We start from the raw sequence: 16376 nt of genomic DNA, 5'->3' as shown, positions 1-16376 counted from the left end.
AGGAGTGAATAATGGATTTCTATGATCTTTTGGAGGGGCATGCTGCGGTATTCCTGCTGCTCATGACCCGGGTCAGCGGTTTGTTCATTATTTCTCCGTTTTTTGGCAGTATGAATATTCCCGTATACTTTCGGGCAGGGGCGTCGCTGGTTATGGCTATCGTACTTTATCCTGTGATCGACAATATGGGAATCATTCAGGCGCCACCGTCGGTATGGGCTTATGCAGGTGCTGTTTTGTCCGAGTTGTTTATCGGTTGGCTCATTGGCTTTGTCGCGTATATTTCGTTTGCGGCGATCACAATGGCTGGTAAGGTCATGGATATGCAGGTCGGATTTGCCATTGTCAATGTTATGGACCCAACTTCCGGTCAGCAGATGCCGCTTATCGGAAGTTTTCTTTATAATTTGACCGTTATCATTTTCCTGGTAGTGAATGGTCATCATATGCTTATCGATGCCTTGTTCGAAAGCTTCAAGATGGTGCCGTTGCTATCGATGGAGATGAGTTTGTCATTGCCGCTCATCATTGCCAATTTCACGACGGGGATATTCCTGACGGGCATGAAGATTGCCATGCCGGTGACCTTTGCCATCTTGTTGACAAACGTGGGGCTAGGAATACTGGCGCGGACGATGCCGCAGATGAATATCTTTGTTGTCGGTATTCCGATGCAGCTGACGATTGGTACCTTGATTTTGGCGATGGTGCTGCCGTTCTATGTATTATTCCTGGATGTGCTATTCAATGAGATGTATGGAAATATTACAATCGCTCTACAGGCCTTACGTTAGCAGGCCCTTTGCCTTTGACCTGCAGCTCTTTGCCGGTGACAAGACCGAGGAGCCAACGTCCAAGAAACGGGCTGATGCGAAGAAGAAAGGCCAGGTCGGCAGGAGTACAGAGCTCAGTACGGCTTTTGTCCTGCTCATTGGTTTCTTCATCATCAAGGTGATGTGGGCGCATATCTATGGCAGTATTGCGGCCTATACGACGTATGTATTCAGCCACCTGAACCAGCCGGTCGATACGGAGAACATCCTGCGGATATTCATCGGCATCATCGAGTTGCTGGCACAGACATCGCTGCCCATCATGATCGGCATCATGCTCATGGGCTTGGCAATCAACGTCTTCCAGGTGGGGTTGAACTTCAATACGGAGGCCATCGGTTTCAAACCGGACAAGCTGAATCCGATCAACGGCTTCGGCCGTATTTTTTCCAAGCGGTCGCTGGTGGAGCTTGCCAAGTCACTATTCAAGATTGCAATCATTGGTTATTTCCTTTATGATTTCCTAAAAGATCATCTGATGGCTATGCCACAGTTTATCTATTTTGATTTGCCGAACAGTCTGGCACAGATTGCGGATATCGTTTTCAGTATGGCTTTTGAGGTCATTGCTGTCATCATTGTTCTCGGTATCCTGGACTACGGATATCAGAAATGGCAGACGACACAGGATCTGAAGATGACCAAGCAAGAGGTCAAGGATGAAATGAAACAGACCGAAGGTGATCCGCAGATCAAGGGCAAGATCAAACAGAAACAGCGTCAGATGGCTATGAGCCGTATGATGCAGGAAGTGCCGAAGGCGGATGTCATCGTCACGAACCCGACGCATTTCGCGGTAGCCCTGCAGTACAGCAAGGGAATGGTCGCGCCGCTTATCGTGGCGAAAGGGCAGGATTTGGTCGCCAAGCGTATCAAGGACATCGCGCGTGATGCGCGCGTACCTATCGTGGAGAACCGTCCTTTGGCGCGTGCACTTTATGCCAGCACCGAGGTTGGCGATATTGTGCCGGCTGAGCTCTATCAGGCGGTAGCTGAAGTCTTGGCGTATGTATATCGTTTGAAGAATCGCCGCCGGGCTTGATTCATAAAATTATTCGAAAGTAAGGAGAGTCACATATGGCTGCACCACAGGCAGCTGCTGCGTCAAATGCATTTGGCAAGGGCAGTTTTATCCAAAAATACAGTGATGTAATGATTGCGGTGGCAATCATCGTCATCGTTGTCATGATGATCATCCCGCTGCCGACGCTGCTGCTGGATATGTTGATCTGTCTGAATATCACGATTGCGTTGCTGCTGGTCATGGCGGTCATCTACAACAAGGAAGCACTCGACCTGTCGATTTTCCCTTCCTTGCTGCTCGTGACGACGCTGTTCCGTCTTGCACTGAACATCTCATCGACGCGACTTATCCTGCTCGATGGTTACGCCGGTGAGGTCATCACGGCTTTCGGTAACTTCGTCGTCGGCGGTAACCCGGTTGTCGGTTTCATCATGTTCGTCATCCTCGTTGCCGTAAACTTCATCGTCATCACGAAGGGGTCGGAGCGTGTCGCTGAGGTATCGGCACGTTTCACGCTCGATGCAATGCCTGGTAAGCAGATGTCTATCGATGCGGATCTCAATCAGGGCGCTATCACGGATGCTGAAGCTAAGATACGCCGTGAGAAAATCCAGCATGAGTCGGATTTCTTCGGCGCGATGGACGGTGCTTCTAAGTTCGTCAAGGGCGATGCTATCGCCGCAATCCTGATTATGTTCATCAATATCGCGGGTGGCTTCATCATCGGTATGATGCAGCGAAATCTCGAAGCTGTACAGGCTTTGCAGACCTACACGCTGCTGACTGTCGGTGAGGGCCTGGTTAGCCAGATTCCTGCGCTCCTCATTTCTACGGCAACGGGCCTTATCGTCACGCGTGCCGGTGCTGAGGGCAACATCGGCAGCGATCTTGTCACACAGCTCGTCCGCAACGATCGTATTTACTTCATTTTGAGCGGTGTCCTGTTGTTCTTCGCTATCATTCCGGGTTTGCCGGGAATCCCGTTCACGGTGCTGGCTATCTTCTGCTTCTTCATCGGCCGTCTGCTCAAGCAGGGGGCAGAGGTCAAGACTGAGACCCAGAAGGAAGAGAAGAAGGTGCAGGAGAAGAAGAAGGCCACGACGCCAGAGAATATCGTCTCGTTGCTGCAGGTCGATCCGATGGAGCTGGAAATCGGCTATTCGTTGATTCCGCTCGTTGATACGGGCCAGGGCGGCGATCTCCTCGACCGCATCGTCATGATCCGGCGGCAATGTGCTTTGGAGCTCGGTCTGGTGGTGCCGACTATCCGCATCCGTGATAACATCCAGATCAAGCCGAATGCGTACATCATAAAGCTCAAGGGCATCGAGATCGCCAAGGGCGAGCTGATGCTTGACCACTATCTGGCGATGAACTCGGGCACAGTTTTTGAGGAAGTGCCGGGCATCGAGACGACCGAGCCGGCCTTTGGCCTGCCGGCCCTCTGGATTCCGGAGAATGAACGCGAGCAGGCAGAGCTCAATGGTTATACGGTGGTCGATGCCGTATCGGTGCTGGCTACGCATCTGACAGAGGTCATCAAGCAGCATGCCGATGAGATCCTCGGCCGTCAGGAGACCCAGAACCTCATCGACAACCTCAAGAAGACGAACCAGTCGCTGGTCGACGAGGTCGTACCAGATCTTATGACTGTCGGCGAGATCCAGAAGGTGCTCTCCAATCTCTTGCGGGAGCGCATCTCGATCCGCGATATGGCGACGATTCTCGAGGTGCTCGCCGATTATGCCCGGGCAACCAAGGATACGGAAATACTTACCGAGTATGTCCGCCATGCAATGGCGCGCCAGATCACTCAGCAGAATGTACAGAATGGCACCCTGCCATGCATCACGCTCGATCCGGCACTCGAAAACCGCATTGCCGGGGGCGTGCAGCGCACGGATCATGGCTCATATGTCAGCCTCGATCCCGATTCGCTGCAAAATCTCATTACGGCGCTCAATAACGAGCTGCCGAAACTTACGAATATGGGCTATCAGCCAATCGTGCTGACCAGTCCTGCGGTGCGGCTGTATTTCCGCAAATTGGTCGAGCGTTCTGTTCCGGGACTTATCGTCCTGTCGCATGCTGAGATAGAACAGAGCGTCGAGATTCAGATTCTTGGGGTGGTGAAGATCTAAGTGCAGATAAAAGTAGTCAAGGCTCCATCGATGAAGGAAGCCATGCAGCAGGTAAAGGAAGAACTCGGGCCGGATGCGGTCATCCTGCATACGAAAAAATACCGGGAAGGCGGCTTCCTCGGGTATCATAGCGCCGAGGTGGTTGAGGTGACTGCCGCAATCGAAGAGGCGGATGAGGTGCAGGCTAACAAGCGGGCCAAGCGCAGCCTGGCTGCTAAGCAGGCCAAACCAGCGCCGATGGGCGGCCGTCTTGACGTGGTATCGCCAGCCGCGCCTGTCATGCCAAACCAGGTCTTGTCGCAGTACAAGACGAATGGGACGGAAGCCGGGGTACGCATGGCGGAGTCGCCGATACCAGCTCCGGTATTCCAGCCGGCGCAGCCTGTGGTTCCGTCTGCGCAGCCGGTACAGACCTTGCCGGATGAAAATCCAGCCGATACAGCGAAACAAGAGGATGATGTACAAGTTATGGAAAAAACAGCAGCAGAACCGATGGCCTCCAATCCGGAAGATACGGAAAAGATCCAGCGCTTAGAAGATGAACTGGCACAGATGAAGGCGATGCTGGCCCAGGTCATGAGCAAGGATCAGCCGAAGGACAAGGTATCGATACAGGAAGCTTTGCGCCGCCAGGAAGTGGATGAGGAGCTCTTGAAGGATATGGCTGCCCAGCTGCCGGCGGGGGACACCTTGCTCGACAGTCAGGATGAGCGGGCCGCAGAGGTGCTGGCTGGTTATCTGGGCGATGCGATGAATTTTTCCGAGGGCATCACGCTCAACAAGCATGGGGTGCGCATTGTCGCCCTGATTGGTGCGACAGGCGTCGGCAAGACAACGACGCTGGCCAAGATCGCCGCGCGTTTCGTGCTTGAAAAAAACATCCGTGCTGCGCTGATAACAGCCGATACCTACCGGATCTCAGCTGTCGAACAGCTCAAGACGTATTCGGATATCATCGGACTGCCGCTCGAGATCGTCTATTCTCCAGATGAGCTCAAGGTAGCAATCCATAAACATCGTGACAAAGATCTGATACTCATCGATACAGCTGGGCGAAGCCAGCACAATGAATACCAGATGAAGGAGCTGCAGGAGTTCTTGGCCGTGAATTCGCACATCGAGTGCCATCTCGTCATGAGTGCGACCACGAAGAACCGCGATGCAGCTGAAATCCTGGATAAATTCTCGGCTTGCGAGCCGGATCGGGTGATCTTCACGAAAACCGATGAGACCAGCAGTGTCGGTCTCATCCTGAATCTGTTAGCCAAGCGGGATATTGCTTTGTCCTTCCTGACGAATGGGCAGAGTGTACCCGATGACATCATACCGGCAACGCCGCAGAAGCTGGCGGAGCTGCTGCTGAGGGAATGATATGGGAGATCAGGCGCAAAGACTTCGCCAGCTGGTTGGCGACAAAACGGAATATCCGGCCGATTACAGCGCGCGGGGCGCAGCCGTCATGCCGAATGCACGCACGGGCCTGACTGATGCCAGGGTGCTGGCCATCACGAGCGGCAAGGGTGGTGTCGGCAAGACGAATCTGACAGTCAATCTGGCCATCGCCCTTGGCATGGCTGGACAGCGGGTGCTCGTCATCGATGCGGATCTTGGCATGGCTAATGTCGATGTGGTGCTGGGCAGCATGTCGCGCAAGCATCTGCTGAATCTGCTGGAGGATGGCACGGAACTGCAGGATGTCATCATGCAGGGCCCCTATGGCGTCAATTATATATCGGGCGGTTCGGGAATCGAGAAGGCCGCGGAGTTTACTCTTGAGGAGCGTCAGCGGCTCATGCAGAAGCTGGCAGGCTGCGCAGCCGTAGCCGATATCATCCTGGTCGATACCGGAGCAGGCCTTGGCAAGAATGTCATGGATTTCATCCTGGCTGCGGACGAGGTACTGCTGGTGACGACGCCGGAGCCGACCGCGTTGACGGATGCCTATGCGGTCATGAAGGCTTACAGCATGTATGCCAGCTACCAGAATATCCGCCTGGTTGTCAATCGCGTGTATGATGAAGCAGAAAGCCGGGAGGTTGTAGCCAAGCTGCAGCAGACCTCAGAGCGTTTCCTCAACATGCCGATCGATTGTCTGGGATATATCTTTGAGGACACGGCAGTCATGCGGTCGGTGCGCAAGCAGACGCCATTCCTGGTCGCGCATCCGGGCAGTACAGCTGCAAGGTGCGTGCAGGCGATGACGAACAGTGTTCTCTATGGCAGCAAGATGAAGGTTACGCAGGGGTGGAGAGGATTTTTGCGACAAATTTTTAGTTTTTCGCGTTAAACATGGAGGAACTTTACTATGGCGGGCGAATTAATAAAAGCAAGGGATGTCTTAAAGATTGGCCAGCGCGTGGAGTTTTTTGTCGAGGCAAGCGATGAGCGCCATACAAGCCGTATCGAGGGCATGACGGATGAAGAACTGATCGTGGCTATGCCTATGAACAGCAAGCATGTACCAATCATACCGCTCAGTGGATCGCACCTGTACGGGGTGGCGATAGGCAAGCAGTGCCGTTATCGTTTCTTCACGACGTTCCATGAAACAGGAATGCTCGATGAGCGCATTGCGGTCTGGTACATAAGCTTTCCTGAGGAAGTAGAGCGGCATCAGAACCGCGAATTTGTCCGTGTGAAGGTCAACCTGCCTGTACAGGTCCGGCTCATCGATGAGGAAGGTACCATACAGACGCCGGTGATGACGCGGATGATCGACCTCAGTGGCAATGGTATCTGCTTTGCCATGCATCAGGAAGTGAAGCCTGGCCTCAAGGCTGCGCTGTCGCTAAGCAGCATCCCTGGCGTGGGACCAATCGAGCAGATGTGCAAGGTTGCAAGCTGCCGGAAAATCGAGAAAGATGATGGTGAGTTCGTCTACCATATCGGGGCGGCTTTCCAGCATATGCCACGTGCAGTGAGCAATCAGATTGTCCATTATCTGTTTGCAGTGCAGCGGGCAACGATTGCCAAGGGCATCAACAAGAATGATTTGTAAGGGCTTCTGAATGGGGGGAGCGGGATGATTCGTGTCTTGATTGCCGATGATTCAGCATTTATGCGCAAAGTCTTAACAGACCTGTTCCAAAAGCAGCCAGATTTTGACGTGGTCGGTACGGCCATGAACGGCAAGGATGCAGTCAGCAAGGTGAAACAACTGCAGCCTGACCTGGTGACGATGGATGTCAATATGCCTGTCATGGATGGCATCAATGCATTGGCCGTCATCATGGAGTCGTCGCCTGTGCCAGTCGTCATGCTGAGCAGTCTGACACAGAAGGGGACGGATGCTACAATCCGGGCGCTCAGCCTTGGGGCGGTGGATTTCATCAGCAAGGCGGGAGGTTCAATCTCACGCATTGATGACATTGCCGAGGAGATCCTCGCAAAATGCCGCAATGCTGCCAAAGCACATGTCCATCGGACGTTGGCAGCGCCAAGACCTGAACCGGCTGTGTCACCGGTGCAGGCAGCACCAAATATGAAACGGGGCGAGCTCCCGCGCCGTCAAGGCATGAAACTGCCACAGATGACGACAGGAGCAGTGCCCGCAGTACCAGCAGCTGGAGTGGGTAGCAAGCGGGTGAATCCGTTGCTGCAGAACCGTACCAGTGTACCGTCGTCCATCGGCCGGCCGACACCCATGGCCAGCGGTGGCATCGGCAGCAGCAAGAAGCTGGTGGCGATCGGCACATCGACAGGCGGGCCGCAAGCCCTGCAGAATGTCATCACGCGCCTGCCGGGGAATCTTCCCTGCGGCGTCGTGGTCGTTCAGCATATGCCCGCAGGATTTACGAAAGCATTGGCTGACCGGTTGAACTCCATCTCGCAGGTGACCGTCAAGGAAGCTGAAGATGAAGAACCGATTCGGGCTGGCCATGTATATATTGCACCAGGGGATTTCCACCTGCGCGTCAGGGACGACGGCGGGATGCGCAAGATCAAGCTTAGTCAGGAAGCAAGGGTAGGGAATCATCGTCCAGCGGTCAACGTGATGTACGATTCGGTAGCCTCGATTGGCCAGAATCTCGTGGCTGTCATCATGACAGGCATGGGCGCAGATGGCTGTGAAGGTATGAAGAAGATAAAGGCTTCCGGCGGCTACAGCATCGCGCAGGACGAACCCACATGTGTGGTCTATGGAATGCCGAAAGCAGTTGTGGATGCAGGGCTGGCCGATGAGATACGGCCGGTCCAGGACATTGCCCAGGCCATCGTCGAGGCTGTAAAGAGATAGAAAGGATATAGGGGGAATACAAATGGAAACAAATCAGTATATGGACATGTTCTTGGATGAATCACATGAACATTTACAGTCTTTGAACGAAGGACTGCTGAGCTTGGAAGAGAATTCAGAGGATGTGTCTGTCGTCAACGATATCTTCCGCAATGCGCACACGCTCAAAGGTATGTCGGCGACTATGGGATACAACAAGATTGCCGAGCTGACCCATGAGATGGAGGATGTCCTTGACCTGATCCGCAAGGAACAGCTGAAGCTCGATGAGGATATCATCGATACGTTGTTCAAGTGCCTGGATTCGCTGGAGCAGATGATCAACAGTGTCGCCGATGGTGAATCGGAGGATGTTGTCGATGTATCGGATCTCGTGGCAAAACTCAGCTCGATCTCCAAAGGCGAGCCGGCACCGGCGGCTGCTCCGGCTGCACCAGCGGCAGCTGCAGCACCGGCAGCTGCTGCCACTGTGGGGGGCATGCAGCTTACGGACATTGACCGCGATATGCTGCGCCAAGCCAAAGAGGGTGGCATGATCGGCGTTCACGTCCAGATCACGCTGTCCGAGACCTGCCTGCTCAAATCGGCGCGTTCGTACATGGTAATGAATGCACTCGATGAGATCGGTGATGTCGTGAAATCCGTACCACCGGCTGAGGATCTTGAGCAGGAGAAATTCGACCATAGCTTTGATATCCTCGTGGTGACGGGGGCAGACAAGAAGGCGGTTGAGGATTCGCTGAGCAGCATCTCGGAAATCGACAAGATCCTCGTCGAGGTAGTCGATCCCGAGGCAGCCGCAGCACCGGCACCGGCAGCTGCTCCGGCAGCTGCTCCGGCATCTGCAGCAGCACCAGCACCGGCAGCACCAGCCGCTGCGGCTCCGGCTCCGAAACCGGCAGCCCCGGCGAAGAAGGCAGCTCCGGCGAAGGCTGCTCCGCCGAAAAAAGCACATCAGAGCCAGTCCGTACGTGTCGATATCGATAAGCTCGACACGCTGATGAACCTCATGGGCGAGCTGGTCATCAATAAAGTCCGCCTGGAGCAGATCGGCCAGACGCATCGTCTGTCGGAGCTCACGGAAACGCTGGAGCAGATGGACCGCGTAACGACCGATCTGCAGAACATTGTCATGAAGGTCCGCATGGTCCCGGTCAGCGCAGTATTCAACCGTTTCCCGCGCATGGTCCGCGACGTATCCAAAGAGCTCAATAAGGAAATCAACCTGACCATCGAGGGTGAGGAGACAGAGCTTGACCGTACCGTCATCGATGAGATCGGCGACCCGATCATGCACTTGCTGCGCAACTCCCTCGACCATGGTGTCGAGCATCCGGATGAGCGTGAAGCTAAAGGCAAGCCGCGCACTGGTGAAGTCGGCCTCATTGCCCGTCATGAAGGCAACAATGTTGTCATCATGGTCACGGATGATGGTGCTGGCATTGCTGCGGATAAGATCCGCAAAAAGGCCGTCGAGAAGGGCATGATCTCGCAGGAAGATGCAGATAAGCTCGAAGATGCCGATGCTGTACGCCTGATCTTCCTGCCGGGCTTCTCCACGGCTGAGCAGATCACGGATATCTCGGGCCGCGGCGTTGGTATGGACGTTGTACGCAGCAAGATCGAGTCCCTTTCCGGTCATGTCGATGTTGAGACGAAGATCGATGAGGGCTCGGTATTCAAGATCAAACTGCCGTTGACGCTGGCTATCATCCAGGCAATGCTCGTCAAGGTACAGGAAGAGATGTATGCAATCCCGCTCGGCTCGATCGACAGCACGATCAATATCCAGCCGGAGGATATCAAGACGGTAAGGAATAAGGAAGTCATTGTCCTGCGTGGTGAGATCATCCCGATTATCCGCATGGAAGAGACGCTGCAGGTACCGCACGTCAAGGATTCGGATGAGATTTTCGTAGTCGTTGTCCATGCTGGCGAGGCTAAAGCAGGTATCGTTGTCGACAATCTGATCGGACAGCAGGAAATCGTCATCAAGACCTTGGGCAACCTGTTCGCAGGTCTCAAGATGTTCTCTGGTGCGACGGTACTCGGCGATGGCCGTGTTGCCCTGATCCTGGATGTCGCTACGATGATGCAGCAGTAAGAGGAGGTAGCTGAGATGGCAAATGAAGAGAACATGAATGAGATGGATGAAGGCAGACAGGTAGTCGCTTTCAAGCTCCGGGATGAGGAATATGGTGTCAGCATTCTGAATGTCCAGGAGATCCGCAATCTCACCGATATAACCCGCGTTCCTTTTTCCGCTGATTTCATCAAGGGCGTCATCAACCTGCGCGGCTCTGTGCTGCCGGTCATTGACCTCAAGAAACGCCTGGGACTGGCGGAAACACCGTATACGGATGACACGCGTATTGTCACGGTGAATATCGACGATCTCCATGTCGGTATGCTGGTAGATGCAGTGACGGAAGTACTCACGATCGACAGCAAGCCGGTGGATACCAAGAAGGCAATCAACGACAAGAGCGGTTCGCGTTTCTTGAGCGGTATCGGCAATGTAGATGGTCGTCTGATCATCATGCTGAATCTTGAAGAGATCATCGGCAATGTTGGTGACGGGAAATAACTAGACAGTATCAGTGAGGGGGAGGGCTGCGGCTCGTCCCCTTCCTGTAGAAGAGAGGTCCAACTATGACAGATGAATTGAATCTTTCCGCCAATCAGCTTGATGCCTTGCGGGAGATCGGCAACGTTGGTGCGGGCAACTCCGCTACGGCGCTGTCACAGGTCATTAACCGCCGCATTGATATGAATGTACCGAAGGTGGCATTGGTTCCGCTAGAAGCCGTACCAGATCTGGTCGGCGGCCCGGATGCCGTTGTCGTCGGTATTTTCCTGCGCGTTTACGGTAAAGCACCGAGCAATATCTTGTTCCTGCTGCCCCAGAAGAGCGCCTTCTATCTGGTAGATACGCTCATGGGGAAACCGCATGGTTCAACTACAAAGCTGGAATTCATGGATGAGTCTGCACTGATGGAGATCGGCAATATCCTATCCGGTGCGTACCTCAATGCATTCTTTACGTTCACGAAGATTACGATGCTGCCATCCATCCCCGCCTTGGCTATGGACATGGCAGGCGCAATCCTCAACGTCGTTTTGGCACAGCTTGGCCAGATGGGCGATCAGGCACTCGTCATTGAGACAGAATTCCTTTCTGAGGATGATGGCATCAATGGCCAGTTCTTCCTGGTCCCTGATCCAGGCTCGTTGAATACAATTATTGACGCGGTAGGAGTTGAGTGATATGGCAGATCTTATCCGAGTCGGCATGGCAGACTACAAAGTAGGCCAGGCGCCGTCGACAATCATCAGCTATGGCCTCGGCTCCTGTATCGGCATTTCCTTGTACGATCCGCAGACAAAAGTGGGCGGACTCCTGCATATCATGCTGCCGGACAGCACCCAGGCCAGGCCAACCGATAATCCGGCAAAATTTGCCGATACCGGCTTGCCGCTGATGCTGAAAGATGTCTTGGCATTAGGTGCTTCACGGACGCGTCTCGTGGCTAAGATTGCTGGCGGTGCGCAGATGTTTGCTTTTGCCAATGCGACGGACATCATGCGCGTGGGTGCACGCAATGCAGAGGCTGCAAAGAAGATCCTGAAGGATCTGAATATCCGGCTGATCGCCGAGGATACGGGAGGCACGTATGGCCGTACGGTTTCCATCGATATGGAGACTGGTGTGTACAAAGTCAAGACCATAGACAAAGGTGAAAAGGAAATCTAAGCAAGGGAATAATGCCGTTAGGAGGTGAAGCAGCGTTGTTCAAATTGGGAATGTCGTTGGTATTTGGTGTTATTTCGGCCTTGATCATCGTCCTGACAGGACTTAGCAGTGAGGCCAGACTGACAACGGTGCTGCTCCGCAGCCTGATTGGCTTTCTGTTGACTGGAGCGTTGGTTTGGCTGGTGACGCTCATCCTGGAGACAAAGGACATAGTCGGTTTCGACAAGAATCTCGAGCTCATCGAAGAGATGGAAAAAGAGGAGCCCAAGAGTCCGGAAGAGTATGAGGCTGAGGATGCGGCAGCTGCTGCTGAAGCTGAAACGCAGTCGGCAGAAGAAGAACAAGAACATGAGCAGGCGGAATTCAAGCCGCTGGGCTCAGAGGATCTCAGGCATATGGAGGCTCCATCGCAGAATTGATGGTGCCTCCAGAAAATGATGGAGGGAGGACGTTCCGTTGGATTCTGTGGGAATGAACCAGGATGAAAATTTGGCCGATGTCACTTCCCTTTGGCATAGCTATCTGGAAAATAAGACTGTCGAGCTTCGCAATCAGCTGGCTGAGCATTATTTGCCCTTAGTCAAGCTGGTTGCGGGCAGGCTGGCTATCAGTCTGCCCGCCCATGTAGATCGTGACGACCTGCTTTCCAGCGGTTTTTTCGGTCTGATGGATGCGATTGACCGGTATGACATGGAGCGCAAGAATAAGTTCGAAACGTATGCAGGGGTACGGATCCGTGGTGCGATGCTCGATTACCTGCGCTCGAAGGATTGGCTTCCGGTTGCTATCCGGCAGAAGATACGGCGCTATGAACAGACCGTCTATGAGCTGGAGACCCGTTTGGGGCGGCCAGCGAATGACCAGGAACTCGCTGAAGCATTAGGTCTGACCGAGAAAGAACTTCGTGCTCTGGAAAGCCAGATCAGCGTGGCTACTGTGATTCCGTTGGATGATTATCTGCGGACCGATTCGCCAGCTTCGGCTGAAGAAGGGCCGACTGAGCGCCTGGAAAAGGCGGAGCTCCGCAATACACTGGCAGCGGCGATTGAGCGTTTGCCAGAGAAGGAAAAAAAGGTTGTAGCGCTTTATTATTACGAAGAATTGACCTTGAAAGAAATCAGCTTGATTTTGAATTTATCCGAGGCGCGTATCTCGCAGCTGCATACCAAGGCAGTATTCAGGTTGCGGGGATATTTGGCACGGATGAAGGCAAGCTTGGTATAGCAAATTCAGCCTTAGGGGGGACGTATCATGGATGACCAGACATTACGCCCGGCGGTAGGCAGCAAAGAAGCAGGCTACTTGTTTGAATTTCGGGAAGATGGTGTCTATCTGACGATTTATCCCGATGCTGCTGACGGCCTTGCTTTTGAGTTGTCGGATATACGCCAGGTTTTGCATGACCATGGTGTTATTGATTACGATATCATAACGCTGTCGCAGATTCTGCGCGAAGCAGCTGGTGAGCCGCGGAAATTGGCAACCTCATATGGACTGCCGGAAGAGATTGCTGAACAGGAAAATCAGCAGGCGCAGCCGGAGCAGGAAAATCCAGTGGAAGAGGAGCAGAAGCCCGCGGGAATCATCGTCGACATCAGTCATGATAAAATGATAGCAACGATCCGTTATGATACGAATGTGGGGCGGAAGCTGCCAACTTATGAGGATGTCCGGCAGGCGTTGACGGATACTGGCGTCGTGTTCGGTATCGATGTGGATGCAATCCGCAGGGGAATAGAAAGCTTGTCGCCATTTGTGGCGGCGAAGGGACAGTCTCCCAGGCATGGTGAGAATGCTCGGATTGAGCGTCATTTTGATTTAGGTATCAAAGGACGTCCCAAGGTTGACGAATATGATCGTGTTGACTTCAAGGACATGAATCTGTTCGTGCTGGCGAAAAAAGGTGATTTGCTGGCGGTCCGTATTCCGCAGACTCAGGGAGAGCCAGGACGGGATGTATATGGCCGGGAAATCAATGCCCGCAATGGTAAGCCCATTCCGATGCCACAGGGAAACAATACGGAAATCACGGGAGACAATGAGCTCATTGCCTTGATCGATGGACAGATTGTCGATACAGGCAAAAAGATTTCAGTCGATCCGCATCTGCTGATTCAAGGCGGTGTCGGCGTCGGCACTGGCAATATCGATTTCATTGGCAGCGTCGAGGTCAAGGGAAATGTCGAGGCAGGCTTCAATGTCAAGGCCACAGGCGATGTCCAGATCGGCGGAATGGTCAGCGGCGGCAACGTCGAGGGCAGGAATGTATTTGTCAATGGCGGCGTGAATGGTATGAACCGAGGCAAGATCCGGGCAGATGAGGATGTGCATGCATCCTTTGCGGAGAATGCGGAGATCGAAGCCGGCCGTGATATCTATATCCGCGATGTGTCGCTGCATTCAGCGCTTACGGCTGGGAAGCGCATCTACATGGAGGAGAAGCGGGGCATGCTCACGGGCGGCAGATGTGCTGCTGGTGAGGAGATCCGCTGCAAGATCGTCGGGAACCCAGCTTCGGTAGTCACGCGGTTGTCTGTGGGTGTTAATCCTCAGCTTGAAAAGAAATACCGCGATCTGTGCCGGGAGTATAAAGAGTCGAAGGAGCGTCTCAGACAGATCAATCAGATGCTCAATACGCTCAGCAAGATTGACATCAGCCGTCTGCCGCAGGAGCGCATCAACCAGATCAATGCTTTGACGCGTTCGCAGTTCCCCCTGGCTGGCAAGATCAAGCGGGATGAGCAGGAAATACAGGCACTGGGCGAAGAGCTTTCGCAGATGCAGAATGGCAAAATCCGCGTAAGTGATACAATCTATCCAGGTGTCAAGATTTCTATCAATTCGGTCATCATGAATGTGCAGTCGGAAATCAAGCGCACGACGCTGACCGTCAAAGATGAACGGGTGGACATTGGTCCATACTGATTGAAGAAAGCGAGGGAATCCGATGGATGTCACGCCGATGAGTTTGCAAATGATGGTTCCGCGGGCGGCTGATGCGACACAGGTTCAGCATAACCTGAATCAGGCAAATGCCATGCAGTCGGATTTTCAAGCCGTAAAACAGAAAGAAGAAGATAAGCTGAAACAGGAACAGGTCCGCGAAAAGGATGAACTGGAGGATGGCCGCATCAAGGACGAGCCAGATCGCCAGCAGAAGCAGGGCGGTGGCGGCGGTTCGCGCCGGCGGCACATGGCGGCGGCCGAGCAGACTGAGCCGGAGCCCGAGCATTTTGCCAAGGATCCATCGCGCGGACATCTTCTGGATATCAGCCTATAGGAGGCATGTTGCAGTCAGTCATGGTCTTAACATTAGGTTTACTTATTATCGTAGGGTTCATTCTCGTCATGGGAGCACGCTGGTTGTCACACCGCCAGCAGCAGCAGATCGACAGTGAGGCGCTCCGGCAGTCGACGGATCAGCTCAAGGCGGAACTCGAGCGCTCGGCGGATGCCGTTATCAGCCGTATGGGCAGCCATATCAAGCATCTGGAGCGGCTGCTGCAGGAGGCGGATGAACGCAATCGCAAGCTGGAAGCTCAGCTGGATGAGGCCAGGAGAGCTGGCCTTGACCTTGAGCAGCAGCTGCGGCAGCTTTCATCGGATACGCTGACAGCACGCCGCGTAGCCGATGAGCTGGCCGCCCGCTGGCAGGCTGTACCGCCGGTGATGCCATCCGCGGTCATGCCGGCGGCTCCAGCTCCGGCAGCCAGTGCGCCGATGGCTGCTTCGCCAGTGGTTGCACGGGAGCCAGAGCGCGTCGATGCCCAAGACTTTGCGCAGGTTTTGCAGCAGTCGATGGAGCGGGACGAGCTGGCGCAGGCTGCCCCTGTTGAGACGCCACCTGTGAGTGTCCAGCAGGCAGCCGGACTGGCAGAGGCCATGAGCAGCCGCTCGGCCCAGGCTATGGATGAGCGGCAGCCCGTAGAAGAGGGCGGTCAAAGTGCTGAGGTGATTGCACCTGCTGATGAAGGGCTTGATATTTCCCCGAATGCGGCCAAGGCCAGAGCGTTGCTTCTGAGTGGCTACAGTGTGGAGGAAACTGCGCGGGAGACAGGAATCGGCAAGGGAGCCATTGAGCTGCTGCGTGAGATGAACCGCCGCGAACTGGAAAACAAATAAAAAAGTCGCGTGATATGTAGAGACCCCCATAAGTTAGACCAAGGAATCTAACTTATGGGGGTCTTTTTATGGCAAAATATAGTGCAGAATTTAAATGTAAGGTAGTCCAAGAGTATTTGAATGGACATATAGGATATACTGCCTTAACAAAAAAATATGACATCCCTTCCTCAAAATGCATTCAAGCGTGGGTCGGAAAATATCGTAAAATGGGGAAAGATGGGCTTCAACGGTCAAGAAAAAATGAAACCTATTCTTTCCAATT

Annotated in this window: 17 protein-coding genes; all 17 read left to right on the top strand. The window is 53.8% G+C overall.

Features of this window, described 5'->3' with window-relative positions:
* Positions 1-11 precede the first annotated feature (11 nt).
* The gene (fliR, locus tag BM181_RS08175) at positions 12-794 is read left to right on the top strand and encodes a flagellar biosynthetic protein FliR (protein WP_075443756.1); all 783 of its coding nucleotides are present in this window, start codon (positions 12-14) and stop codon (positions 792-794) included.
* Complete coding sequence (flhB, locus tag BM181_RS08170; RefSeq protein ID WP_075443755.1) at positions 757-1875, top strand: flagellar biosynthesis protein FlhB; 1119 nt, start codon at positions 757-759, stop codon at positions 1873-1875. Before fliR ends, flhB begins: the two co-directional genes overlap by 38 nt.
* Before the next feature lie 35 nt (positions 1876-1910).
* On the top strand, positions 1911-3998 hold the full coding sequence (flhA, locus tag BM181_RS08165; RefSeq protein WP_075443753.1) for a flagellar biosynthesis protein FlhA: 2088 nt from the start codon (positions 1911-1913) through the stop codon (positions 3996-3998).
* Positions 3999-5369: a flagellar biosynthesis GTPase FlhF gene (gene flhF / locus BM181_RS08160; RefSeq protein WP_075443750.1), complete on the top strand. Its 1371-nt coding sequence runs from the start codon at positions 3999-4001 to the stop codon at positions 5367-5369.
* Position 5370: 1 nt separating this feature from the next.
* Entirely contained in the window at positions 5371-6285 is a 915-nt protein-coding gene (locus tag BM181_RS08155) for a MinD/ParA family protein (protein ID WP_075443748.1), read from the top strand.
* 18 nt (positions 6286-6303) lie between these two features.
* Positions 6304-6996: a flagellar brake protein gene (locus BM181_RS08150; protein WP_075443746.1), complete on the top strand. Its 693-nt coding sequence runs from the start codon at positions 6304-6306 to the stop codon at positions 6994-6996.
* A 24-nt stretch (positions 6997-7020) separates the two neighbouring features.
* A complete protein-coding gene (locus tag BM181_RS08145) occupies positions 7021-8235 on the top strand; it encodes a protein-glutamate methylesterase/protein-glutamine glutaminase (protein WP_075443744.1) in 1215 nt (404 codons plus the stop codon).
* Between the two features lie 22 nt (positions 8236-8257).
* A complete protein-coding gene (locus BM181_RS08140; protein ID WP_075443742.1) occupies positions 8258-10339 on the top strand; it encodes a chemotaxis protein CheA in 2082 nt (693 codons plus the stop codon).
* 15 nt (positions 10340-10354) lie between these two features.
* Complete coding sequence (locus BM181_RS08135) at positions 10355-10822, top strand: chemotaxis protein CheW (RefSeq protein WP_033169888.1); 468 nt, start codon at positions 10355-10357, stop codon at positions 10820-10822.
* A 65-nt stretch (positions 10823-10887) separates the two neighbouring features.
* On the top strand, positions 10888-11502 hold the full coding sequence (locus tag BM181_RS08130; RefSeq protein WP_075443740.1) for a chemotaxis protein CheC: 615 nt from the start codon (positions 10888-10890) through the stop codon (positions 11500-11502).
* 1 nt (position 11503) lies between these two features.
* The gene (locus tag BM181_RS08125) at positions 11504-11989 is read left to right on the top strand and encodes a chemotaxis protein CheD (protein ID WP_075429718.1); all 486 of its coding nucleotides are present in this window, start codon (positions 11504-11506) and stop codon (positions 11987-11989) included.
* Between the two features lie 35 nt (positions 11990-12024).
* Positions 12025-12408 carry a hypothetical protein gene (locus tag BM181_RS08120; protein ID WP_075443738.1) on the top strand — a complete coding sequence of 128 codons (384 nt, stop codon included), beginning with the start codon at positions 12025-12027 and terminating at the stop codon, positions 12406-12408.
* Positions 12409-12460: 52 nt separating this feature from the next.
* On the top strand, positions 12461-13213 hold the full coding sequence (locus BM181_RS08115) for a FliA/WhiG family RNA polymerase sigma factor (protein WP_075443876.1): 753 nt from the start codon (positions 12461-12463) through the stop codon (positions 13211-13213).
* Positions 13214-13240: 27 nt separating this feature from the next.
* Positions 13241-14914: a DUF342 domain-containing protein gene (locus BM181_RS08110; protein ID WP_075443736.1), complete on the top strand. Its 1674-nt coding sequence runs from the start codon at positions 13241-13243 to the stop codon at positions 14912-14914.
* Between the two features lie 37 nt (positions 14915-14951).
* Positions 14952-15269: a hypothetical protein gene (locus BM181_RS08105; RefSeq protein WP_082336241.1), complete on the top strand. Its 318-nt coding sequence runs from the start codon at positions 14952-14954 to the stop codon at positions 15267-15269.
* Between the two features lie 5 nt (positions 15270-15274).
* Positions 15275-16111: a hypothetical protein gene (locus tag BM181_RS08100; RefSeq protein ID WP_143092146.1), complete on the top strand. Its 837-nt coding sequence runs from the start codon at positions 15275-15277 to the stop codon at positions 16109-16111.
* 68 nt (positions 16112-16179) lie between these two features.
* A partial coding sequence (locus BM181_RS08095) for a helix-turn-helix domain-containing protein (protein WP_143092145.1) occupies positions 16180-16376 on the top strand: 197 nt, incomplete at its 3' end.

This window comes from Pseudoselenomonas ruminantium (genome assembly GCF_900113715.1).
GTDB lineage: Bacteria > Bacillota > Negativicutes > Selenomonadales > Selenomonadaceae > Selenomonas_A > Selenomonas_A caprae.
This window is presented reverse-complemented; position numbering and strand designations above follow the sequence as displayed.